Origin of the sequence: Corynebacterium dentalis (assembly GCF_900232865.1) — a bacterium.
Classification (GTDB): domain Bacteria; phylum Actinomycetota; class Actinomycetes; order Mycobacteriales; family Mycobacteriaceae; genus Corynebacterium; species Corynebacterium dentalis.
Genome location: NZ_OCTS01000003.1, coordinates 252,572 through 277,527, shown reverse-complemented (window position 1 = coordinate 277,527; position 24,956 = coordinate 252,572). Strand labels below are relative to the sequence as shown.

Below are 24,956 nucleotides of genomic sequence, written 5' to 3'. Positions count from 1 at the left end.
GCCTGCGTGCGACCAGCGTGATCGCGTCAAGGGGTGTGGCGAACAAAGCCATCCTGGGGCGCATGGGGGATAATCGAGACTGTTCTATTGTCTACTCGCAAAGGTCAGCGCTCCTCACATGTCTGATTCCACCCTAGGAACTGCACACAAAGCATCCGCTGCGATCGATACCACCCGCCTGGGCCGCATCATCTTGCCTAAGCGTGGCGAACCGTATGACGTGCGTTCGCTTTACATCGTGGAAAACGAGGCCGTACCCGGCCGAGTCACCGCACTGTCCCGCACCGAGGCAGTCATCCCTGCTGGCATCGAGGTCTCCTTCGAGACGTACTTCAATGCTTTCCCCGCTAGCTACTGGCGCCGCTGGTCGCAGCTGACCGAGGTGGAACTGCGAGTAGACCTCACTGGCGATGCTCGCATCGACCTGTACCGCTCCAAGATCGATGGTTCCCGCATCGCTGTGACCGGCGGAATCGTGGAAACAGACGAGTCCGGACGTGGCCAAGCCACCTTCGTCATCCCCCTGGACCAGTTCGAGGATGGCGGATGGATTTGGTTCGACATCACCTGTGAGACGGAAACCGTCATCCACTCCGCTGGTTGGTACGCCACCAAGGAGGCCGAAGGCCAGGTTCTGAAGTCCGAGGCGACCGTTGTTGACGTCGAAACAGGAGAAACCACAACCTACGCCGCCGGTGACGTGCTGCCCGCCGCAGCACCACAGGTCACGGTGGGCATCCCCACCTTCAACCGTCCCACGGATGCCGTCGCCGCACTCGAGGCGTTGGCCAGCGACCCGGAAGTGGACGCGGTGATCGAGGCGCTGATCATGCCGGACCAGGGCAATCAGCACCCCGCCGATCAACCGGGATTCCCTGACATGGAGCAGCACTTCGGCGATCGTCTGCGCATCGTCGAGCAGGGCAACCTCGGCGGCTCCGGCGGCTACTCGCGCATCATGTACGAAGCACGCCACAAAACCCGCGGTACCAAGAGCCCATTCATCCTCTACATGGACGATGACATTGCCATCGAGCCAGACTCCGTGCTGCGCTCCCTAGCCGCCGCCCGCTACGCGAAGTCCCCGATGCTCATCGGTGGACAGATGCTCAACCTGCAGGAACGTTCCCACCTGCACACCATGGGTGAGGTCATCGACCGCGGATCCTTCATGTGGACCGCCGCACCGCACACGCACTACGACCACGATTTCTACAAGCACCCCTTGCGCGACCGTGGACGCAGCAATCCTGAGCGCGATGCCAAGGGCAACGTCATCGGCGAGACGAACTCCCGTGACCTGCACCGTCGCATTGACGTGGACTACAACGGCTGGTGGATGTGCATGATCCCGCGCGTGGTCGCGGATACGATCGGCCAGCCTTTGCCGCTGTTCATCAAGTGGGACGACGGCGAGTTCGGTCTGCGCGCCAAGGATGCCGGATTCCCCACCGCCTCGTGGCCTGGCATCGCGATCTGGCACATGGCTTGGTCTGACAAGGACGACGCCATCGATTGGCAGGCGTACTTCCACCTGCGCAACCGCCTGATCGTGGCCGCCATGCAGGGGCACGATAACCCCCGTGGCCTAGTCATCTCCATGGCGAAGGCCACCGCCAAGCACCTGCTGTGCTTGGAATACTCCACCGTAGCCATCCAGAACGAGGCGATGAAGGACTTCCTCGCTGGCCCGGAGAACCTTTTCGGAATCTTGGAAACCGCGCTTCCTCGCATCAACACGTTGCGCAAGAATTTTTCCGACGCCACGGTGATCCGTTCCGCCTCCGATTTGCCTGCCCCTTCGGGCGGACCAGCTGGTTTGCTGAATATCCCCGTCACCCCAGTGTCCAAGGTCAAGACTTTGGCGCAGGGCTTGCTGAACAATACGCGCCCAGCTGAGGCTCGTCACCACGAGGTGCCGCAGGTGAACCTGCCACCGATAGAGGCCCGGTGGTTCAGCTTGTCTCGCATTGACGGCGCAACTGTCACCACCGCTGATGGCAAGGGCGTGGTATTCCGCAAGCGCGATCGCGGACAGATGCTGGCTTTGGCCAAGGAATCTGCGGCGCTGCAGAAGCAGGTAATGGATCGTTTCGACGAGATGCGTGAGCGCTACCAAGCCGCTCATGCGGAGCTGACCAGCCGCGAAGCGTGGAAGCAGATCTTCGAGCCAGAAGCCTGAAAGTCAGCGCGAGCAGAAAGAGGAGAGAAGACCCGTACCGTGAGTAGTCACACCGATGTTCCGAAGCAGTTCCGTCAGCTTCCATCCGTGGCAGTGCGCGCCGCCGCGGCGCTGCCCGCCGTTAAGGGCGACCCTATGGGGGAGACCCGCATTCTGATGGAGTTGCAGCGAGCACTGGGCACCAAGCCCGGCGTACTGCCTGCCGCACGAGGCCTCAGCCACTTCGGCGAGCACGCCTTGGGCTGGTTTGCCCTGAGCGGACTGGGCTGGGTGACAGAAAAGGAGGAGGCCAAGAAGCAGGAATGGCTGGCGATGGGTGTTTCTGCCTTCTCTGCACACGCGGCTTCGGTGCTTCTCAAGCGTGTGGTGCGCCGCCCTCGGCCACATGCCCGTGGCGTGCAGATCGGTGTGGCAACGCCTTCTAAGCTGAGCTTCCCTTCATCCCATGCCACTAGCTCTACCGCGGCGCTGGTCTCGCTTTCCGATATCACCGGAAACCCCGCTCCACTCGTGGGCGTGCCAGTCATGGCGCTGTCCCGACTGGTGCTGGGCGTACACTACCCCTCGGACGTTGCGGTGGGCAGTGTGATCGGCTGGGCTACTTCAAAGGCCACGCGCCGCATGATGGTCAACAACGACGAACCACAACAACCGAACCTCAACAACTAGGAGAAACGGTGAGCGAAAGCACCAGTGAGCCGAAGGCAGAGTCGTTTTTGGGCTCTGAGCCTCACACCTCTGGCTTGGAAGCCAACCGGAACACGAGCGTTGGCACGGATGCCAAGGGGCCGCAGGCGCCGAAGAATCTGCTGGACGGAATGATCAAGGCACTTCGCCCCAAGCAGTGGGTGAAGAACGTCTTGGTGGTCGCCGCTCCGTTGGCCGCTGGTGGCGAGGCGTTGTTCTCCACGCGCGTTGTACTGGACGTGGTCATCGCATTCGTGGCTTTCTGCTTTGCAGCAAGTTCGATCTACTTGGTCAATGACGCGCGTGATGTGGAAGCCGACCGCGCGCACCCCACCAAGCGTTTCCGCCCGATCGCCGCAGGTGTGCTGCCTGTGGGGCTGGCCTACACGATGGCGGTGGCGCTGATCCTGGTGGCCATCGGCGGCAGCTTCTTGGCTAGCTCTGGTGCTGGACTGGCGATCGTGGTGAGCGTGTATATTGCGCTGCAGCTGGGTTATTGCTTCGGTTGGAAGCACCAGCCGGTGATCGATATTGCTCTGGTCAGCTCTGGTTTCATGTTGCGTGCGATGGCTGGTGGCGTGGCCGCGGACATTGAGCTTTCCCAGTGGTTCTTGTTGGTCGCAGCGTTCGGCTCGCTGTTCATGGCGGCGGGTAAGCGGTACGCGGAACTGAAGCTCTCGCTGCGTTCCGGTGCCAAGATCCGCAAGTCCCTCGAAAGCTATACACCGACCTACCTGCGCTTCGTGTGGACGCTGTCCGCGACTTCCGTGGTGCTGTGTTATGCGCTGTGGGGCTTTGATCTTTCGCAGACCGTCGATGGGGCAGCGGCGGTGTGGTACCAGGTGTCCATGGTTCCGTTTACCGTGGCGATCCTTCGCTACGCGGCGGACGTGGACCGTGGAGAAGGCGGTGCGCCGGACGAGATCGCACTGTCTGACCGCACCCTGCAGATTCTCGCTGTGGCATGGCTGGCTACGATCGCCATCGCTGTCTACGTGGTGCCTGCCCTAAATTAACCAACACGTGACCTTTTCTTAGAGGTTGTTTTTAAGTTGTGACCTGCGCCGTCTTCGGATTCTCCGGAGGCGGTTTCTTATGTCTTTCTTAGCAACTAGTTGATTAGGTAACTTTTTGGTAACGTACTAAGCCGTTCATTGATGTGTAGAGAGAAGATCATATGACTACTTCGTCTAGAAAGCTTGGAGCACCCAAAAAGCTGGTGTCCCTGCTGCTCGCTTTAGCGACTGCGCTGGGAATGGCTGTGGTGTCCGCTCCGGCTGCCTCCGCTGACAATCGCGGCCTGCTGCGTTCGGGCTGTTCATGGAGTGACTACAAGTTCTACGTGCAGAACTGCAGCGTGTGGTCCCCTGCCATGGGAGAGCGTATTGACGTGCAGATCCAGGCTGCCGCAGGTGGCGGCAATGCTGGTCTCTACCTGCTGGATGGACTGCGCGCCCGCGATGACTGGAACGCGTGGACGTGGGACGGCGGAGCCCCGCGAAAGTTCGTGGACGATAACGTGACCCTCGTCATGCCAGTAGGTGGACAGGCTCAGTTCTACGCGGACTGGATTGGTCCGTGGAACGGCACCAATGGTCCAAGCAAGCCTCGTTGGGAGACCTTCCTGACTCGCGAACTACCGGGATACCTGCAGCAGAACTTCGGCGTCTCGCGCACCAACAACGGCATCGTTGGTCTGTCTATGGGCGGCACCGCTGCCATGAACCTGGCTGGCTACCACCGAAACCAGTTCAAGCACGTCACCTCAATGTCCGGCTACCTGAACCCCACCTGGCCAGGCATGTACCTGGGCATCCAGGCGGCAATGCTGGATTCCGCCGGCCCGGGCGCGCAGATCTGGAACATGTGGGGCGGCCCGCTGGACCCACTGCGCTGGCGCAATGACCCAACCATTCAGGCGGCATCCGGCCGATTCGCCGGTATGCCGATGTACATCTCTTCTGCTGCCGGCGTCACCGGCCCCCGGGAGAACATCTTGGCTGACCCTATTGGTGTGACCTCCGGCGTGCTGTTGGAGTGGCTGTCCCGCACCTCTACCGCCAAGTTTGAGCTGGCGGTGCGCGCTGGTGGCGCTAACCCTGTGGTGAGCTACCCTACCGTGGGTATTCACTCCTGGCGCTATTGGAGCGATGAGCTTTCCAAGGCTCGCCCAATGATTAATAGAACCCTGGGCGCCCTCTAGTCTTCGGATCTGGGTCTCAGGGTAGAGATCCGTAGACCTCAACAAAATGCCGACTAACCACATGGTTAGTCGGCATTTTCCGTAGCTGTAGGGAGGTTGGGGAGTAGGGTTGTTAACTAACTGTGAGAAACATTCCCTAATGTTTGACCCCACAAAGCGCTTTGCTAGACTAACCTTAAACTTAACCTTGAGGTTTACGGTGTGTTGCGCCAACAAAAGTACGTTTGCTTGCCATAATGGCTAGCGTTACACGCCGAGAGTTGTAGTCGGAGCAGGCGGGGAACCTGTTCCGGTGGCAGCGAATCGTTAGTTACTGCTGGGCATGACTGGTTGTGCGCAAAACTTTTCACGCGATCCAACCAGCGCACTCGCCGGCTTTATGTAACGATTTCATATATTCATCACGTTTTAACGCTTGTAAAACTGACGCTCAGAAGGAAGTCCGAACATGCGCTTTGCCGCGATCCTTTCCCGCCGCACCCGCACCGCTGGGATGCGTAATGGCCGCCGCAAGCCGGTAGCCGCACTGGCCCTGCCCGTCGTCGCTGCACTGGCCCTGCCTCTGCTTCCAGCAGTCGGCGGCCAGCCGGTACTACCTTCCGCTCAGGCCCAGGGCCTGAGTAGAAACCTGGGCCCAGGCTTTGACACTGACTACCTCAAGCCGGACTCCATCCCAGATCGCACCCCAATTGACGTCACCGAGCAGGTTCTCGACGGCCTGCCAGAGGGCGTGTCCGTGGACCGCGTGGAGTGGATCACCGACCGCTGGGCAAACGTCTTCATCAACTCCGCAGCCATGCCTGGCGAGCCAATCAAGGTGCAGATCCTCCTGGCTCGCGACTGGTACTCCAACCCAAGCAAAACCTACCCATCCGTATGGGCGTTGGACGGCCTGCGCGCCCGCGATGACGAGTCCGGTTGGACCCTAGAGACCAACATCGCCTCGTACTATGCAGACAAGAACGTCAACGTCGTCATGCCAGTCGGCGGCGAGTCCTCTTTCTACTCCGACTGGCAGCAGCCAGACAAGGGCAAGCACTACAAGTGGGAGACCTTCCTGACCAAAGAACTGCCAGCCGTGCTGCGCGAAGGATGGCGCTCCACTGACAAGCGTGCAGTGGTCGGTCTGTCCATGGGCGGAACCGCCGCGATGAACCTCGCCGAGCGCCACCCAAGCATGTTTAACTTCGTGGGATCCTTCTCCGGCTACCTAGACACCACCTCCTACGGCATGCCGCAGGGAATCGGTGCAGCTACCCTGGATGCTGGTGGCTACGATGCCCGGAAGATGTGGGGCCCCTACGGCTCCCAGGGATGGATTGATCACGATCCAAAGCTAGGCGTCGAAAATCTGAAGGACATGTCCGTCTACGTCTCCTCCGGAAACGGCAACGCAGGACCATTCGACCGTCCCGGCCCGCTGCCTGGCATGCCTGACAACTACGCCGGCATGGGCTTGGAGGTCATGTCCCGAATGACCACCGAGACCTTCCTGCGCTACGCCAAGCAGAAGAACGTTAACGTTACCTCGGCATTCCGGCCATCCGGTACCCACTCTTGGCCATACTGGCAGTTCGAAATGACCCAGGCGTGGCCACACATGGCCAATGCCCTGGGTGTGCCACAGGAAGACCGCGGCACCGAATGTTCAGCGAAGGGTGCTATTGGCGCTGGTCTGAGAAAGGTACCGCAGCTGGGCGCATGTACCTCCAACGAGTACAACGGCCCACGCGGCGGCAAGATCCAGGACTTCCGCGGCGGACGCGCGTACTGGTCTCAGGCCACCGGTGCTCACTACCTGTGGGGTCGCATCGGTGCCCGTTACTCCGAGATGGGCGGACCGACCTCCTGGCTGGGTTACCCACTATCTGAGGAAATTCAGGTTCCAGGCCGCAACGGCTACTTCGTGAGGTTTGAAAACGGCAACATCTACTGGAACGCCAACACCGGTGCGTACGCAGTCAGCAAGGACATCATGGCTGTTTGGGGACCGGCTGGCTGGGAAGGCGGCAAGCTGGGCTACCCAATCGCCCAGGACGAGCCAATCGCTGGCAAGGGTGTGCAGCAGAAGTTCCAGAACGGTGTCATCGCCGTGGGAACCGATGGCAAGGGCAACTACGTCCAGGGCGAGATCGCCAAGAAGTACACCGAACTGGGCGGACTGAACTCCCCACTAGGCGTGCCAACCTCCGGCGAGCTCGATGCGAAGGGCGGAAAGTTCTCCAACTTCACCGGCGGCGCCATCTACTGGAGCCCAACTACCGGCGCGCACGTGATCTACAACGGAAAGATCCGCGATGCATGGGCGCAGGAAGACTGGGAGCGGGGCAAGTACGGCTTCCCAATCTCCGACCAGACCGCAATCCCTGCCGGTGGCAACGAGGTCAAGTTCCAACACGGCGTGATCCGCGAGGTCAACGGCAAGGTTCAGAAGACCCTCAACTAGTAGTCACCACCGCTGGCGCGTCTGAACTGAAGCGCGACAGGCTTGCATGACCCCGAGCGTCAGCTTCTTTTCACCCAGGGAAGCTGGCGCTTGGTTTTTACTCCAATCCCTCCAAAGATTCCTCGGGAGAGCACGTGAATACTGTCCGACAGTCCACCGCACCATCCACTTGCAATGACTCGGTGTCCGCACCCCGGTCGCGCCGTTCCTGGCGGCTGGCACTCGTGGCTGTGACCACCCCTGTCTTGCTGGCTGCCACCGCCGCCTGCGGTGATGATTCCACCGTGGACAACTCCGAGCAGGCTACCAACACCGGCGTGCCCAGCGTGAGCTCCAGCGCCTCCCCAGAATCTGACGCTCCAGAGTCCTCCTCCAGTGCCGCTGCTCCAGCTCCCGAAGCGGGTAACTCCGCCCCGGATGCCAATGACTCCGGTGCGGAAGAAGTGGACCAAGTCCCCGCAGGCACGGGCCGCAGCGAAGAGGACCAGAAGTACCTCGAAGAGCTGAAGAATAATGACATCGACCTCTCCAAGGTGGACGGTGCCTCCGATCCAGGCGGCGTGGAAGACCAGCTCATTGCCGCAGGCCGCGGCTACTGCACGGCTAAGGCAGAAGACCGCCCAGACGTCTTCACCGCGCTGGCAGCAGGGCAGCTACAGACCCAGGGCATCGTAGACAAGGATCCGCAGGAGATCGAAAAGGTCATCGTGGATGCCGCAGACTCCGCGTACTGCAGCTAGATCACATCCGATTCACCCCGGCCACAACCGGGACTAAGGACAATCACCCATCATGCGTAAGCTCCTCACAGTGATCGCTGTGATCATCATTTTGCTGGCCATCGTTGTTGGCGTCGGACAATGGATGAACTCCAACAACAACGGACCGAACAACCCCATCCCCGGTGCGCCCAACGGCGGCACGGAAGAAACCGAGGCGCAAAACCCACCCGGATGTTCGGCCTACGAGTTCATCTCCGCGCCCGGAACCTGGGAATCCAGCGCCACGGATGACCCGATGGATCCCACGGCCAACCCGCGCTCGCTGATGCTCTCCGTGACCAACCCGTTGAAGGAGCAGCTGCCGGAAGACCAGGTCAAGGTGTGGACGCTGCCGTACACCGCGGAATTCCGCAATGTCAACGCGATGCAGGAGATGTCCTACGACGATTCTCGCCGCGAAGGCTTTGACCGCATGGCCGCCGAGCTGCGCGCGACCCACGAGGCGTGCCCTGCCACCAAGTTCATCATCTCCGGCTTCAGCCAGGGTGCAGTGCTTTCCGGTGACATGGCCGCTGAGATCGGAAACGGTCGCGGGCCTGTTCCGGCGTCTTCCGTGGCCGGTGTTGCTTTGATTGCCGACGGCAGATTCGAGCGTGACAAGGGCAATTTCATTGGCAACACCAAAAACACCGGCGTGGGTGCGGAGATTTCCCTCAACATCGTCAATGGCTTGGTCCAGCCGATTGTTCCCGGGGCGACGATGCGCGGCCCGCGCCCGGATGGCTTCGGCGAGCTGAGCGACCGAGTGAACAACTTCTGCGCGCCGGGGGACATGATCTGCGATTCGCCACGCGACTTCGGAAATGCGCTGCAGCGAGCCCGCGAGCTGGTGGGCGATAACGCGGCGCACGCGCTCTATGCCTCCAACCCGAACGTGATTCCGGAGCAGACGGTTCCGCAGTGGATTGTGGATTGGGCGCGAGGAATCGTCACGGCTGGCTAGCCGGAATGGTCGAACTCGGCCAGTAGTTGTGATCTACTAACTAACTAGAAGCGTGAACGCATTCGGATGGGGTAAACCCTCGTCCGGATGCACCACGAGGTGACACCCCAAGCACCACTGACAAGCACTCCGTTTTACCCACCTACTAGCAGGAAGTTCCAGTATGGATATCAATGCGGCAATGTCCCAGTTCTTCGACGAGCAAGGCAAGATCAACGTGCCGGAGCAGCTGACGCTGTCCGGCATGTGCGAGATGCTCTACACCATGGCGCAGATGGAAGGCGCCACGGAAGAGACTCTGATTCGCTACTGGGACTTCAGCCAGTCCCGTGAGGGTCAGGTCCATGAGATCACTCGTGCGCAGGTCAACACCCGCATCAAGGCCGTGTGCGTGCGCCTGCAGCAGGTGGCGCAGCCGGGGGACCGCGTGGCCATTCTGGCCAACAACTCACCGGAGTACCTCTATGCGTTCCTGGGCGCCATGTACGCCAAGATGGTGCCAGTCCCGCTGTACGATCCGAACGAGCCGGGCCACACCGGCCACCTGAGCGCGGTGCTGGGTTCCTCCGAGCCCACCGTGGTACTCACCAACAAGCAGTCCGCGGCCGCTGTGCGCAAGCACTTCGCGTCCACCCCAGCGGCAGAGCGCCCTCGCGTGCTGACCGTGGATGCGCTGCCGGATTCCCTGGCTGACGAGTGGGTGAACCCGATGATGGCGATCATGGCGGATCCGTCCCTAGCGCCAAAGTCCTCGGACGAGGCTTTCCTGCAGTACACCTCCGGATCTACTCGTACCCCAGCCGGCGTGATCCTGACCCACAAGTCCATCGTGACCAACGTGCTGCAGATCTTCTCTGCGGTCAACCTGCAGTCTCCGATGCGCTTGGCCACGTGGTTGCCGCTGCACCATGACATGGGCATCATCTTGGCGGCTTTCGTGGTGCTGCTGGGAGTTCCATTTGAGCTGATGAGCCCTCGCGATTTCATCCAAGACCCAGCGCGTTGGGTGCGCCAGATGAGCAAGCGCAATGATGAGGAAAACCTTTACACCGTGGTGCCTAACTTCGCCATGGAGCTGGCAGCACGTTACGCCAATCCGGAGGATGTCGCGGAGCTCAAGGACCTGGATCTCAGCCGCGTAGACGGTGTGATCAACGGCTCCGAGCCCGTATCCAAGGCAGCCGTGGATAAGTTCATGGAACTGTTCGGCAACTACGGCCTCAAGCGCGAGGCAATGCGCCCTTCTTACGGCCTAGCAGAGGCCACTCTCTTGGTGACCACTCCGCACATTGGCGAGCGCCCTGTCACCCGCTGGTTGGGCCGCGATGCGCTGGCAGCTGGTACTGCGGAGATCGTGGAAGCAGACGGAGAAAACGCAGTGCCACTGATGTCCGTGGGCCAGGTGTGTGCACCGCAGGTTTTGGCCATTGTGGACACGGAAACCGGCCAGGAGCTGGAAGATGGCAACGTCGGTGAAATCTGGGTGCACGGCGATAACATGGCTGCTGGCTACCTGAACCGCGAAGAGGAAACCAAGGAGACCTTCCGTAATGAGCTGCCGAAGGGCAAGCGACTGGCGGAAAACTCCCGCGCGTATGGAGCCCCAGAAGATAACTGGATGCGCACCGGTGACCTCGCCGTGATTGTGGACGAGAACGTGTTCATTACCGGCCGCCTCAAGGACCTCATCATCGTGGCCGGCCGCAACCACTACCCGCAGGACATCGAGGCCACGGCGGAAGAGGCCACTAAGCAGATCGCGCCGGGCGTGCTGGCTGCGTTCTCCATCAGCACCGACGATGTCGAAGGCCTGGTGATCATCGCCGAGCGCGATCCGGAGGCCGACGAGTCCGGGGACGCACAGGCCATCGATGCCGTGCGCGCCGCCGTCACGAAGAAGCACGGCGTGCAGCCAGCTGATGTGCGCATCATTGGCGTTGGAGAAATTCCCCGCTCCTCGGCACACAAGATTGCCCGCCGCGTGGCCGCGAAGGCTTACAACGAGGGTGTGTTCAACTAAAGCTGTCTCGCTGCGCACTACGATGTAGCGTGGCAACCGCTAAAAAACGATAGTTTCCCTGTGGCCTGAAAGACACGGCTCGCACACCAGCGATCATGAGATCTTTTGAGCCTCGTCAGCGGGGCGTTCTGATCCCGACACCCAAAAATAAGATCGACGACCCGCGATCACCGCGAAGGAAGGAATTGGTCCGCATGGCAGATAGCAGCGTGACTCCACGTCCCACGACAGTTCAGCAGATGCGCGAATGGCTGCGGAACTGGGTGGCGGAGACCACTGGACTGCCTGCTGATCAGATCACTGATGACCGCGCGATGGAGGAGTTTGGGCTTTCCTCTCGCGATGTCGTGGTGCTTTCGGGTGATCTGGAACGCCTGATGGGCGTGTCTCTGGACGCGACCGTGGCGTATGAGTTCAACACGATCAATGCGCTGTCTGACTTCGTGATCAACGGCCGTCAGCGTCCCACTGCCTCTACTGGTCAACGTTCGCACTCCGGCGCGCAGCTGAGCCCGGAGGATCGCGACGTAGCGATCGTGGGCATCGCGGGCCGGTACCCGGGAGCAAACAGTGCACGCGAGATGTGGGACATGTTCGTGGGTTACAAGTCCGGCGTGGGCGAGCTACCTGCCGGCCGTTGGTCGGAGTATGCCAACGATGAAGAGATGGTTCGTCGCATGGACGAGGCCGTCCTGACCGGCGGTTACATCGAGGACATCGCTTCTTTCGATGCGGAGTTCTTTGGCTTGTCGCCGTTGGAGGCCGCGAACATGGACCCGCAGCAGCGTATGACGCTGCAGCTGACGTGGGAGGCGCTGGAGGACGCGGGGATTCCTGCGAACACCTTGCGCGGCCTTCCCGTGGGCGTGTTCATGGGTACCACCAACAACGATTACGCCATGTTGATCAGTGCGGATCCCAAGGAAGCGCACCCGTATTCTCTGACGGGCAATTCCTCGTCCATCATCGCCAACCGCATCTCATATGCCTTTGATTTCCGTGGCCCGTCCGTGGCGCTGGACACGGCGTGTTCTTCTTCCTTGGTGGCCATCCACCAGGCAGTTCGTTCTTTGCGCGATGGTGATTCTTCCGTGGCGATCGCCGGCGGCGTGAACCTGCTGGCCAGTCCTTTTGCCACGGTTGCATTCTCTGAATTGGGCGTGCTGAGCCCCACGGGTGGCATCCGCGCTTTCTCCGAGGATGCAGACGGCATCGTGCGTTCGGATGGTGCTGGTGTGATCGTGCTCAAGCGTCTTTCGGATGCTCGACGCCAAGGCGATCACGTCCTGGCAGTGATCAAGGGCTCTGCAGTCAATTCCGATGGACGTTCCAATGGCCTGACCGCGCCTAATCCTGATGCCCAGGTAGATGTTCTGCACGCAGCGTATAACGATGCGGGAATCGATCCCACGCTGGTGGATTACGTGGAAGCCCACGGCACGGGCACCATTCTCGGTGATCCGATCGAGGCCACCGCACTCGGCGCCGTGCTGGGCGAGGGGCGCGATGCCGCCTCGCCCACACTGCTGGGCTCCGCCAAGACCAACTTCGGGCATACGGAAGCCGCTGCGGGCGTGGCCGGAGTGATCAAGGTGGCCATGGCGATGCGCGAGGGCATGCTGCCGCCGTCCTTGAACTACACGGGCCCCAATCCGTACATTGATTTCGACCGCACCCGCTTGGAAGTAGTCGAGGACGGCCGCGAATGGCCGGAGTACTCCGGCCGAGCCGTTGCGGGTGTGTCCGGCTTCGGCTTCGGTGGTACGAATGCGCACGTGGTGCTGGCCGCCCCGGATGATGCTGATGCCAATGGGCAAGCCCACGCGCAGGATCAGGATGAGACCGCCACCGCTCCCGTGGGTTTGGATACCGCGGATTCGGCGGGCGTGGAGCCCACCTACCTGTTGCCGGTGAGCGGACTATTGCCGTCCCGGCGTCGGGCTGCAGCCACTGACCTGGTGGCGTGGCTGGAGGAAAAGAAAAACAGCAACCCACAACCAGCGCTTGCGGACGTGGCCCGCGCCCTGGCCGGGCGCAACCACGGCCGCTCCCGCGGCGTGGCCCTGGCGAAGACCTGGGACGAAGCACTCGACGGACTGCAGCGCATCGCGGACGGCAAGCAGACGGGACAAACCAAGTCCGCGGACTCGCCGAACGCTCTGGGCTCCGTGTGGGTCTACTCCGGCTTCGGCTCCCAGCACCGCAAGATGGGCAAGGACCTCTACGAGCTCTCGCCTTTGTTCGCGCAGCGTCTGCAGGATATCGACGAGGTTGTCCAGCAGGAATCGGGCTGGTCGATCGTGGAGAAGATCCTCGATGACGAGCAGAACTTTGACTTGGAATCCGCGCAGGTGGGTATCACCTGCATCCAGATCGCGTTGACGGATCTGCTGCGCCACCTCGGCGCGCGTCCTGCGGCTGTGGTGGGGCAGTCCATGGGCGAGATCGCTGCGGCCTATGCCGTGGGTGGTCTGAGCATGTCCGATGCCGTGCGCATCGCCTCCCACCGCTCCCGCCTGATGGGTGAGGGCGAGCAGCTGCTGCCAGAGGACAAGCAGGGCGCGATGGCCGTGGTGGAATTCGGTGTGGACGAGCTGGCCAAGTTCACCGAGAGCCACCCAGAGTTCTCTACCGTGGAGCCTGCGGTGTTCGCCGCGCCGGGCATGACCACCGTCGGTGGCCCGCGCGAGCCGGTGAGCAAACTGGTGGAGCACCTCGAGGGCGAGGGCAAGTTCGCTCGTCTGTTGGACGTCAAGGGTGCGGGTCACACCTCGATGTTGGACCCGATCCTGGGCGAACTGCACTTCGAGATCTCCGACATCGAGCCGCAGCCAATTTCCGTGCCGCTGTACTCCACGGTCGATCGCGGCCGAGTTTATCAGCCGGGTGAGACGCTGCACGATGCCGAGTACTTCGTGCGATGCACCCGCCAGCCGGTGTGGTTCTCTGAGGCCTCGGGCAAGCAGTTTGACGACGGCTACCGCACCTTCGTTGAGTTCGCTCCCAACCCCGTGGCGCTGATGCCGCTGATGAACAACGCGTTCGCCCACAACGCGGGTGAGTCCAAGCTGCTGTTCGCGCTCAAGCGGAAGGAGCCGGTCTCCGATACCGTCAGCAACCTGCTGGCCGAGCTCTACGTGCAGGGTCAGGACATCGATCTCAAGGCGCTAGTGGGCACCGGCGAGTCTGCCGACGTGCCGGGCGTGCGGTGGAACAGCAACGCGTACTGGACCAATGCACGTCCTTCGTCTGGTACCTCCGTGGATCTGCCGGGCACCCGCGTGAACCTGCCGGGCGGATCGATCGCCTATTCCGTGTCTGCGGACATCGTTCCTTCGATGCTGGCGTTGAGTGAGGCGATTGCCGCGGATCTGGATTCCTCCGCCGCAGTGGTGGCCTCCCAGGAGCATTCCCCGTTGTTGACCTCGGGCATGCTGACCGCTGTGGTGTCCAAGTCCTTGGGTGGTTGGGCCGTCAATATTCACGACGCCGAGTCCTCCGCCATGCCGCTTCTAGGCGAGGCTTTCATCTCTACCTCCTTGCGCGACGCCGCCCCCGATGCCGTCTCCGGTGTGGCTGGCGCTACAGGTGCAGGATCGACCGCAGGTAGCACGGGCAACGTATCCGCCGGTGTAGCAGAATCCGCGAAAAAGGGCGTGAACGCCAACCGGCTGCCGGAGGTGGATGCAGATGCGCAGCGATGGAACCCAGACTCCGGACAGAGCGTCGCGGATCGCCTGCGGGAGATCGTCGGCGAGGCCATGGGCTATGACGTGGAAGATCTGCCCGGCGAGCTGCCGCTGATCGATCTGGGTCTGGACTCCCTGATGGGTATGCGCATCAAGAACCGCGTGGAATACGATTTCGATATTCCTCCGCTGCAGGTTCAGGCGCTGCGTGACGGTTCCGTGGACGATGTGATTGCCATCGTGGAGCAGATGGTTAATGAACGGCACTCGGCGGGCGCCGGTGCAGCTACCGAGGCCGAACTCGAAGGCGCGCCACACGCAGCGGCTGCTGAGTCCGCTGAGACTACCGAGTCCTCCACGTCGCCGGACGCCTCTGAAAAAACCACGGACTACACCGCCACCGCGGGCGGAGTGGCTCCGCGTGATGCCTCCGAGCGCATGGTGTTCGCTACCTGGGCAAAGATAACCGGCAAGGCTGCCGGAGGTGTCACCTCCGAGCTACCAGATATCAGCCAAGAGCAGGCAGAGGCACTGGCCTCACGCCTGTCCGAGCGCTCCGGCGCCACCATCGAAGCTGCTGATGTTCTGTCCGCCACCACCCTGGAGCCACTGAGTGACAAGGTCCGCGAGGAGTTGGAAGCCGAGGTAGAAGGCAATATCCGCGTGCTGCGCGGACGCTCCGCAGAGGCTGACGAAGCAGGCATCTCCTCGGTGTTCATGTTCCATCCCGCCGGTGGATCCTCCGTGGTCTACCAGCCGCTGGTGAGACGACTAGCTGAGAACATGCCAGTGTTTGGCGTCGAACGACTCGAAGGACCGCTGGCCGAGCGCGCCGAGGCCTACCTTGACGAAATCATCGAACTGTCCGGTGGCCTACCCATCGTGCTCGGTGGATGGAGCTTCGGTGGCGCCTTGGCTTACGAAGTCGCCGCGCAGTTGGAGAAGCGTGCCGCAGCAGGGGAGAAGACCGCAGAAGTGCAGCGCATCGTCCTGCTGGACACCGTGCAGCCGAAGAACCCCGCGCAAGATACCGCCGAGGAAATGCACGCCCGTTGGGATCGCTACGCGGACTTTGCGCAGCGCACCTATGGGCTGCCCCTCGAGGTTCCCCATGACTTGCTCGACGAAAAGGGCGAAGACGTCATGATGGAAATGTTCCAGGACATGCTGGCCTCCCCAGCCCTGGCGCAGATGGGGCTGCCCGCCGGTGTGCTCGAACATCAGCGCGCCAGCTTCGTGGACAATCGCATCCTGGAATCCCTGAGCTTTGCCCAGTGGTCTGAGGTCAACGTTCCCGTGACGCTGTTCCGCTCCGAGCGGATGCACGACGGAGCCATCGAGCTGGAGCCGGCCTATATCGAGGTTGCTCCGGACGGCGGATGGGGACAGATCGTCGCAGACCTGGAAATCGTGCAACTCCATGGCGATCACCTCGCTATCGTGGATGAACCAGAGATCGCCACCGTGGGTGCGGTGATCAGTAAGCACCTGCAGGAAGACGCGCAGAATAGGACGTAGTTGGCGTCGGAAAAAACACCGATTCCATCCGCGTCCGTGCGCCCACCAGCCCGCACCTAGACAAGACCGACGAGAAGGAAGCCCCAAGCACCGTGACTGACACCACAGCAACGACGGCGGAAAAGCTCGAAGAGCTGGGTCGACGCCTCGAAAAGGCCCAAGACCCCGGCTCGGAGAATGCGAAGGCCAAGCGCGACGAAGCTGGCCTGACCACGCCGCGCCAGCGCATCGACGCGCTGCTAGACGAGGGCACCTTCATCGAAATTGGCGCGCTGGGGCGTACCCCGGGAGACCCGAACGCGCCCTACGGCGACGGCGTGGTGACCGGATACGGCCAGATCAACGGCCGGACCGTGGCCATTTATGCGCACGATAAGACTGTCTACGGCGGTTCGGTGGGCGAGACCTTCGGCAAGAAGGTCGTGGAGATCATGGACATGGCCCAGCGCATCGGCTGCCCCATGATTGGCATCAATGATTCCGGTGGCGCGCGTATTCAGGACGCAGTGACGTCCCTGGCGATGTACTCCGAAATCGCCCGACGTCAGCTGCCCCTGTCCGGCCAGAGCCCCCAGATTTCCATTCTGCTGGGCCCGTCTGCCGGTGGTGCGGTGTACGCGCCCGTGACCACGGACTTCCTGGTAGCAGTGGATAAACGCACGCAGATGTTCGTCACGGGCCCCGCCGTGATTGAGTCCGTGACTGGCGAGAAGGTCTCCCACGAAGAGCTCGGCGGCGCTCACGCGCAGGCCCGCAACGGCAACATTTCCTACGTGGCACCCAGCGAGGAAGAGGCGTTCAACTACGTCAAGGACCTCATGGAGTTCCTGCCGATGAGCGTTTACGACGAGACACCAAAGTTCTGGGCGCCCTCCGATGACCCTACCGAGCGCGACGAAGAGCTCTCCAGCGTGATCCCCGATGATCCGAACGCGGGATACGACATGATGGAAGTCCTCACGCGTATCTTCGATGACGAAAACGTGCTGGAAGTCCAGGACGAGTACGGACAGAACGTGTTCACGGGATTCGCTCGCGTGGATGGGCAGGCCGTGGGCGTGGTGGCCAACCAGCCGATGGTGCTTGCCGGATGTCTCGACGCAGACGCCGCGGACAAGTCTGCGCGATTCATTCGTATCTGCAACGCGTACAACATTCCGCTGGTCTTCGTGGTGGACACCCCGGGCTACCTGCCTGGCGTGGAGCAGGAGAAGGCGGGATTGATTCACCGTGGCGCGAAGCTGGGCTTTGCCATGGTGGAGGCCTCTGTGCCGAAGGTGACTGTGGTGGTGCGCAAGGCCTTCGGTGGCGGTTATGCGGTGATGGGTTCCAAGAATCTCGGCGCCGATGTGAATCTGGCGTGGCCAACCGCGCAGATCGCCGTGATGGGCGCGGAGGCTGCCGTGGTGATGATGCAGGGCAAGCAGCTGGCGGCCATGCCGGAAGAGCAGCGCCCCATGGCCAAAAAGATGTTCATGGACTTCTACAATGCCAATATGACCAGCCCATACGTGGCTGCAGAGCGTGGTTACATCGACGCGGTGATCGAGCCGTCCGAGACCCGCCTGCGCTTGCGGCAGTCCATGCGCCAGCTGCGCAACAAGAACTTGCTGGAGCCGGAGAAGAAGCACACCATCATGCCGATGTAGCCAGGTCTGAAATCCGCCAGGACGGTGTGCTTCTTGGCAGTAACACTTTTCTGGGCAAAAACGTTATATGCATAGTAGTTCGTTCGACGTTTGTACAAGGAAAAATTTGTGGCTATTGGAATTCCCAGTATCTCGTCTGTCCTCAACCGCGCTAAGAAGGCGGTGTATACAGCTGAAGGTCTAGCACTGGACGTCGCGACAGTCTCTACCGGAATCTGGGGAGTGCTGCGCTCCGGCATGGTGGTGCAGGGCACGGGTCTGTGGGGGAAGATCGTGCTGGGGGGTGGCATCGCGAAGTATGGCTTCACTTGCGGTCGCCAGGTCTGGTACGCGGCCTATGCGGAGCCAAACCGCACGGCAATTATCGATGACATGGGTGAGATCACCTACCGCGGGCTTCGCGATGACGCGCAAGCTTTGGCACGTGTATTTCAGTCTAAGGGTATTGGCAAAAAAGGTCGTGTGGGCGTGATGGCCCGCAACTCTCGCGTCATCCCAATGGTCCTGGCCGCCAAGGCCTACTCGGGGGCGTCCATCTACTTGCTGAATGTGGCGAGTTCGCCTTCTCAGCTGCAGGAATTGATCCGCGAGCACCATCTGGATGCAGTCTTCGTGGATGAGGAATTTGGCCAGCATCTGCCCGCGGAATGGAATGAGTGTGAGGTCTTCATCGCACACGCTGAAGACCTGCAGAATCCGCAGGGCGCCAACCCGCAGTGGAAGAGCTTTCAGCAGCTGATCGATACTGCTCCAAGCAAGAAGGAAGAAAAGCTTCCGTTCCGCCCGCACCAAGGCAGCATCGTGATCATGAGCTCTGGCACCTCGGGCACGCCGAAGGGCGTTCGCCATCGTGAGCCCCTAGTGCCGATTCCGCTCATCTCCATCATCCCGCGCATCGGATGGCAGGCGAATCTGACTGTGCAGCAGACCGCCTCGTTGTTCCACAGCTGGGGTTGGGCTAACGTCAACATCTTGATTGCGCACCGCTGCACGGTGATTTTCCGTCGCAAGTTCGACCCAGTACAGGCCATGGAAGACCTGCAAAACTACAAATGCCAGGCCATCATCACCTCTCCGATCTTCATAAAGGAGCAGCTCAAGGTCGCCCAAGAGGGTAACTACGAAGTCCAGCCGCTGGAGTTCATCGTGTCCTCCGGCAACGTGATGCACGAGGATTTGGTCACCGGCCTGGTCGAGGAATTCGGTCCTGTGGTGCGAAACTTCTACGGCTCCACGGAGAACTCGGTGGCTACCATAGCCGATGCCAATGACATGGTGAATACCCCCGCCACAGTGGGCAAGCCTGTGGCGGGCGTGCGCCTGCGCATCTTGGATGAAAATGGCAAGAGCCTGGGGCCTAATCAGCCCGGCCGCATCTACTGTCGCGGTATTATGAGCATGCGTAACTACACCAACGATCGGGACAAGATGGTGGAGCAGCGTGGCCTCCTCGAGGTGGGAGACCGCGGTTACCTGGACGAGGAAGGCCGCCTCTACGTTCTAGGTCGCGCCGATGACATGATCATCGTTGGCGGTGAGAATGTTTACCCTCGCAGCGTGGAAGAGGTTCTGTTTTCCATGCCGGGTATCCGTGACCTCTACGCCAAGGGTGTTGATGACGACGACACCTTCCAGCGCATCAAGCTTTGGGTAGTCCGCGACGATTCTCCAGAAGGGGAAGCGCTGACGGAAGAGTCCATTCAGCAGTGGGTCCGAGAGAATCTCTTGGAGCCTGCGGTTCCTCGTGACGTGGTCTTCATGGTTCGTCTGCCGCGCAACCCGACCGGAAAGGTTATGCCGCGCGAATTGCCAGTGGGCTAGACCCTATTCTAATTATCGGCGGGCGAAGCGTGCGCGTACTGAGCCCGGTCCGCCGAGGGTCAGTGAGACAACAAAAGCGATCGCAAAGAGCGCGCAGAGCCATGCAATCAATGCAGGCCATCCGTGGTGGAAAAAGAATCCGGATACCCAGCCGATGAGGGACGAGCCCAAGTAGTAACTGAGAATGTACATGCTCGAGGCTTCCGCTCGATCGGAAGTAGCTGCCAGCCCCACCCACGAACTGGCAGTGGAGTGCGCCGCGAAAAACGATGCAGTAAACAGCAGCGTGCCTACTAGCGTGGCCCACAGCCACGGCGCAAGCAGCAGCGCCAGTCCCGCGATGGCGATGAGTAGGGACCATGTGAGCACCGCGCCTCGGCCGAACTTCTCGATGTAAGTTCCAGCACGCGCAGATGACCACGTGCCGGACAAGTACATGATGAAAACGAAGGCGGCCAGCGATGCGGGAAGCCCGAATTCACTGATCAGGCGAAACCCCAGGAAGTTGTAGAGCGAGACGAATGCGCCCATCATCAGAAAGGGCAGAAGAAAGAGCTTGAGCAACGAGTGGTTGCGCAAATGCCCGCCTAGGGCGGAAAGCTCATGCGAGAAGGTGATCTGCTTCGGATGAAAGTTGCGTTGAGCTGGTAGCATGACGGCCGTCAGGATCGCGGTGAGGAAAGCGAATATAGCGCCCGTGAATACTGCTCCGCGCCATTCGAAAAACTCCAGCGCGGTTCCTGGAATGAGGCGGCCGATGAGCCCGCCCAGTGTATTGCCCGCGATATAGAAGCCCATCACTTTGGACAGGTGCTTCGAACTGATTTCCTCAGACAAATAGGCCATGGCCACTGCAGGCACGCCTGCGATCGCCAAGCCTTGAACCGCACGAACAGCGATGAGTGAGCCTATCGATGGCAGGAATGCCAACAGCAGAGAAATCAGCGTGGCCACCAGCACAGAAATTTGAATGACCCGGCGCCTACCGAAGCGCTCGCTGATGATGCTGGTGGGAATCACGGCGACGGCCAATGCACCGGTGGTGGCGCTGACCGTTAGTGCTGCAAGGGTGGGGTTGATGCCAAAGGACTCGGTCAAATTCGGCAGTACTGCTTGCGTCGCATATAAGGCGTTGTATGAGGCCAGCCCGGCACACAGCGCACCAACCATCGCCCGACGATAACCTGGATCCTCCGGGGTCAAGCCGTCGGCGGGCGAGAAGTCTGGGGAAGTCTCTTGCGCTGAGTGCGAAGTCATACGTTCCATTGTGAAGGACGGCGATAGTTTCTATAAATGCAACGATCGTGTCTATATGTCCCGATCTCTGCAATAATATTGCCCATGAAAGAACTGAGGTGGTTCCTCGACATGGCGGAGACCCAAAACATGGTCGATTCCTCCGTCAAGCTGGGCGTGAGCCAGTCTGCACTCTCTCGAAGGCTCGCGGCACTGGAAAGCGAAGTGGGAGCGCCGTTGTTTGATCGGCACGGCAGGCACCTATCGATCAACGAGTGCGGCAAAGCGCTAGCCAAAAGTGCGACCGAGGCCACCGGAGTGTGGCAACGCGGAGTGGAGGAAGTCCATCGGCTGATGGACCCAGAGCGTGGAACCGTGCGCCTGGATTTCATGCACTCGTTGGGAACGTGGCTGGTGCCGGATTTGGTGCGCTCCTACCGGGAAGATCACCCTCATGTGACATTCCAGTTGGTCCAAGGTGCGGCACAGACTCTCATAGACCACGTCTTAGCAGGAGAGGCTGACGTGGCGCTGGTGGGGCCCAAGCCCACGGCGTTCGTGGAATCAGGGGAGCTGGGGTGGAAGCAGCTCGCCACACAGCGGCTCGCGCTTGCCGTTCCGGCGCAGCACATGTGGGCGGATCGCGAAAGCATCAACTTGAGCGAGGCCGCATACGAAGACTTTGTGGCAATGCTGCCGGGCTATGGCACTCGCATGTTGCTGGATGAGCTCACTGCGCGCGCCGGGTTCCGCCCCCACCTGGTGTTCGAATCTATGGAGCTGACCACCTTAGCGGGGCTCGTTTCTGCCGGGCTGGGCGTGGCCTTGCTTCCGCTGGGTGATCCGAACATCGTGACCCCAGGAATGCACCTGATTCCGCTGCGAGAAAAGCGGGAGCGGGAATTGGGGATGGTGTGGAAAGCGAAAACCTCAGCTGCGCTAGCAGCCGAGGCGTTTCGAGACTTTGTGTCCGAGAGGGCAGAGGTCTAGAGAGCTCTACTCATCCCTCGGAGTGACCCCCAGAGAATTCACCGGACCATCCACCGGGGGCCAGCGGAATAACTAGGCGCCGATGGTGCCCATGTCATCCTTCCATGCCACCACGGTGGCAGGGCGAGTGAGGGAATCGCCACCATCTGGCCAGTGGGAAGAGGTGTTTTCCACGGTTGCTTCGTCGTCTTCACCCGGGTGCTGGACGTTGACCAGGACGCGCTTTTCGAAGACCAGCGGGCCGCAGGTCTCTGCACCGGCAGGAACGGTGAGGAACTGCTTGGTCAGGCCGCGGGCATCGCCCTCGAGGGCCACGGCGAACAGGCCGTCGTTGGATTCCAGGGCGTTTCCGTCGGTGGACACCCACAGGTTGCCGAAGGAATCGAAAGTGAGGTTGTCCGGGCAGGAGATCGGGGAGACCTTGGACTTATCAAAGCCACCGAAGTAGGTCTCAGCTGCCTCTGGATCGCCACAGACCAGCAGCAGGTTCCAGGTGAACTTCTCGCCGGTGTGATCGTCATCCAGCTCCAGCACCATGCCGTTCTTGTTCTCCTGGATAGGAGCCCACTCGGCGATAGGCGCATCGTCCTTGCCTTCGCGGTTGGCGCCGCGGTACTTGTTGTTGGTCAGTGCTGCGTAGACCTTGCCGGTGGTTGGGTGCGGCTCAACGTCTTCTGGGCGGTCCATCTTGGTGGCGCCGGCCTCATCGCCCGCCAGGCGGGTGTAGATGATGACCTCTTCAGCAGACATGCCATCGATGTGAGACTCAGCGGAGCCGTCAGCCTTTACGGTGACCAGCTTCTTCCACTCGCCGTCGCCATCATAAGCGCCGTCTTCTGGCAGCTTGCCGGACTCGGAGAAGTCATCGGAGTTGCCGTTGAAGGTCGCCACGTACAGGGTGCCTTCGTCCAGGATCTTCATGTTCTCTGCGCGGTCAGCGTCCGTATTGCCGGAGCGCATCTTGCGGGAAGAGACGAACTTGTAGAGGTACTCGAAGCGGGAGTCATCGCCGGAGTACGCAATCACGGAACCGTCGCCAGTGACGTGGATGTTGGAGCCCTCGTGCTTGAAGCGGCCCAGCGCGGTGTGCTTCACCGGGGTGGACTCTGGATCCCAGGGGTTGATCTCCACCACGTAGTTGAAGCGGTTGGGCTCGTTTGGCTCCTTGCGAACGTCCCAGCGATCTTCGAAGCGCTCCCACTTGCGCTGGGACTCTGGGTCCTCGATGCCGTAGCGCTTGAGGCGGTCGCGGGTCTTTTCGTCCTTGACCTCCTCGCCTCCGGCGAAGTACTGGTCCACGTTTTCCTCACCGGACAGGATGGTTCCCCATGGGGTCACGCCACCGGAGCAGTTGTTGAAGGTGCCCTCCACCATCTTGCCCTCGGGATCCTTGGTGGTCTTGACCAGGTCATGGCCCACGATTGGTCCGCGCAGTTCGAACGGGGTGTGGCCGTGGATACGGCGGTTGTACTTGCCCATGACCGGCTTGAGGCTGCCGTCCTTGTCGTTGCCCTCAACCTCCACGACAGACAGGCCGTGGTTGGCCATCTCGATCATGACCTGTTCTTCGGTGGGGTTGTCCGCATCGTAGTCGCGGAACATCTGCTGTGGGGTGGTGTACTCGTGGTTGGAGACCAGCAGGAAGCGGTTGTCCTGACCCTCGATTGGCAGCAGGGCGGCGAAGTCATTGTTGAAGCCGTACTGGCGCTTGGCATCTTCCACGTTCTGGTTGTCCACGGACCATTCGCCCGCGCCGTCTACCACCTTGTCGCCCCAGCGGATGACGACCTTCTGGGAGTAACCGTTGGGAACGGTCACTGCGTCCTCGGTATTGGGTGCAACCATCTCGAAGTTAAGGCCCTGTGGGGTAGGGACATCTGCAGCGGAGCTGGAGGTCGCGGAGGCATCGGAGGAGTTGGCGTCGAGCCCATTGCCATCCGAACATGCGGCGATGAAGGACGCACCACCCACGGTGACCACAGCGGCGCCACCGGTGCGCAACGCGCTACGGCGGGTGAACTCACGGTCCATCAGATCGCCGAAGTAGGTGTTTTTCGACGTGTTCGGAACTGGCTTGCTGCAGGCATCACCACACTTGTACAGGCAGGTGCGGTGGGAACGGCTGGAACGGAAGTCCAGCTTGGTCAGCAAATTACGGCCCTTAAGACCCATGGAAATCTCCTCGTCACAGGAGCACCGTCGATTGCGGTGCGGTAAGTAGTCAACTTGAACGAGGTAGAGCCTATGGGATCAGTAAGAACTGACTTTGGATTCAATATGTACGTTGGGTAACCGAAAAATGGCGAAATAGTAACTTAAGGGGAACTTTCGCCTCGGGTAAAGATTTTTTCCCGACGTCAGGAGCGCCCCGCCCGCGCCCTGAACAAGCGCGCCACAAGTCGCCATCCCCACAGCAGAAGAGCGCTCATTACGCAGGCCACGATCACAAAAGACCAGTGGGGGAGGCTTCCGTTACGCAAAGTCCACACGCCCAGTCCCACCACGACAGCGCCGACCCACACCGGCAGCACCGTGGACAGCTCATGGCCAGAACGGCTCCCCATCATTCCCCACCACAGCAGAGCCCACGCGACCAGCACGCCCAGCCAAAACGGCCAGGTGGTGTTCAGCCAGCCCAGCACGTTGAGTGGCATATCCGCACTCTGGTGAGCCACGCGAGCGAACAGCCCAAAGGCGGCGATGGCGATGAGATCTGCGACAAAAGCCGTCAGGACTGTCTTACTGCGAGCTGGTTCCGTGCTGGCGGAGGTAGTCATAACCTCATTGTAG

The 24,956-nt window shown here is 61.0% G+C and carries 15 protein-coding genes; 12 read left to right on the top strand and 3 right to left on the bottom strand.

Features of this window, described 5'->3' with window-relative positions; all coding sequences use genetic code 11:
- Positions 1 to 118: 118 nt before the first annotated feature.
- From CS919_RS04265 to CS919_RS04215, 11 genes are all read left to right on the top strand, one after another.
- On the top strand, positions 119 to 2,182 hold the full coding sequence (locus tag CS919_RS04265) for a glycosyltransferase (RefSeq protein WP_099298243.1): 2,064 nt from the start codon (positions 119 to 121) through the stop codon (positions 2,180 to 2,182).
- A gap of 135 nt (positions 2,183 to 2,317) precedes the next feature.
- Positions 2,318 to 2,851: a phosphatase PAP2 family protein gene (locus CS919_RS04260; RefSeq protein WP_099298302.1), complete on the top strand. Its 534-nt coding sequence runs from the start codon at positions 2,318 to 2,320 to the stop codon at positions 2,849 to 2,851.
- An 8-nt stretch (positions 2,852 to 2,859) separates the two neighbouring features.
- Positions 2,860 to 3,885, top strand: a complete 1,026-nt coding sequence (locus CS919_RS04255; protein WP_099298242.1) for a decaprenyl-phosphate phosphoribosyltransferase — start codon at positions 2,860 to 2,862, stop codon at positions 3,883 to 3,885.
- 161 nt (positions 3,886 to 4,046) lie between these two features.
- Positions 4,047 to 5,072, top strand: coding sequence for an alpha/beta hydrolase (locus CS919_RS04250; protein WP_099298241.1), 1,026 nt, complete (start codon positions 4,047 to 4,049; stop codon positions 5,070 to 5,072).
- Between the two features lie 448 nt (positions 5,073 to 5,520).
- A complete protein-coding gene (locus CS919_RS04245; RefSeq protein WP_099298240.1) occupies positions 5,521 to 7,518 on the top strand; it encodes an alpha/beta hydrolase-fold protein in 1,998 nt (665 codons plus the stop codon).
- 134 nt (positions 7,519 to 7,652) lie between these two features.
- Positions 7,653 to 8,258, top strand: coding sequence for a DUF732 domain-containing protein (locus CS919_RS04240; RefSeq protein WP_143341750.1), 606 nt, complete (start codon positions 7,653 to 7,655; stop codon positions 8,256 to 8,258).
- 52 nt (positions 8,259 to 8,310) lie between these two features.
- Positions 8,311 to 9,243, top strand: a complete 933-nt coding sequence (locus CS919_RS04235) for a cutinase family protein (protein ID WP_099298238.1) — start codon at positions 8,311 to 8,313, stop codon at positions 9,241 to 9,243.
- Between the two features lie 163 nt (positions 9,244 to 9,406).
- The gene (locus CS919_RS04230; RefSeq protein ID WP_099298237.1) at positions 9,407 to 11,263 is read left to right on the top strand and encodes a FadD32-like long-chain-fatty-acid--AMP ligase; all 1,857 of its coding nucleotides are present in this window, start codon (positions 9,407 to 9,409) and stop codon (positions 11,261 to 11,263) included.
- Positions 11,264 to 11,457: 194 nt separating this feature from the next.
- A complete protein-coding gene (gene pks13, locus CS919_RS04225) occupies positions 11,458 to 16,470 on the top strand; it encodes a polyketide synthase Pks13 (protein WP_099298236.1) in 5,013 nt (1,670 codons plus the stop codon).
- A 92-nt stretch (positions 16,471 to 16,562) separates the two neighbouring features.
- Entirely contained in the window at positions 16,563 to 18,119 is a 1,557-nt protein-coding gene (locus CS919_RS04220) for an acyl-CoA carboxylase subunit beta (RefSeq protein ID WP_099298235.1), read from the top strand.
- A gap of 108 nt (positions 18,120 to 18,227) precedes the next feature.
- Positions 18,228 to 19,940: an AMP-binding protein gene (locus CS919_RS04215; RefSeq protein WP_234990800.1), complete on the top strand. Its 1,713-nt coding sequence runs from the start codon at positions 18,228 to 18,230 to the stop codon at positions 19,938 to 19,940.
- A 12-nt stretch (positions 19,941 to 19,952) separates the two neighbouring features.
- Here the strand turns inward: CS919_RS04215 and CS919_RS04210 are convergent, their stop codons facing one another.
- Positions 19,953 to 21,197 (bottom strand): MFS transporter, encoded by a 1,245-nt coding sequence (locus CS919_RS04210; protein ID WP_099298234.1) that lies wholly within the window; start codon positions 21,195 to 21,197, stop codon positions 19,953 to 19,955.
- An 84-nt stretch (positions 21,198 to 21,281) separates the two neighbouring features.
- Here CS919_RS04210 and CS919_RS04205 point away from each other — a divergent pair, with 84 nt between their 5' ends.
- The gene (locus CS919_RS04205) at positions 21,282 to 22,166 is read left to right on the top strand and encodes a LysR substrate-binding domain-containing protein (RefSeq protein WP_099298233.1); all 885 of its coding nucleotides are present in this window, start codon (positions 21,282 to 21,284) and stop codon (positions 22,164 to 22,166) included.
- 72 nt (positions 22,167 to 22,238) lie between these two features.
- On the opposite strand, the gene CS919_RS04200 is transcribed toward CS919_RS04205, so the two are convergent.
- Together CS919_RS04200 and CS919_RS04195 are read right to left on the bottom strand one after the other, a co-directional pair.
- Positions 22,239 to 24,338 (bottom strand): PhoX family protein, encoded by a 2,100-nt coding sequence (locus tag CS919_RS04200; protein WP_099298232.1) that lies wholly within the window; start codon positions 24,336 to 24,338, stop codon positions 22,239 to 22,241.
- 185 nt (positions 24,339 to 24,523) lie between these two features.
- Positions 24,524 to 24,943 (bottom strand): DUF3054 domain-containing protein, encoded by a 420-nt coding sequence (locus CS919_RS04195; RefSeq protein WP_099298231.1) that lies wholly within the window; start codon positions 24,941 to 24,943, stop codon positions 24,524 to 24,526.
- Positions 24,944 to 24,956 lie beyond the last annotated feature (13 nt).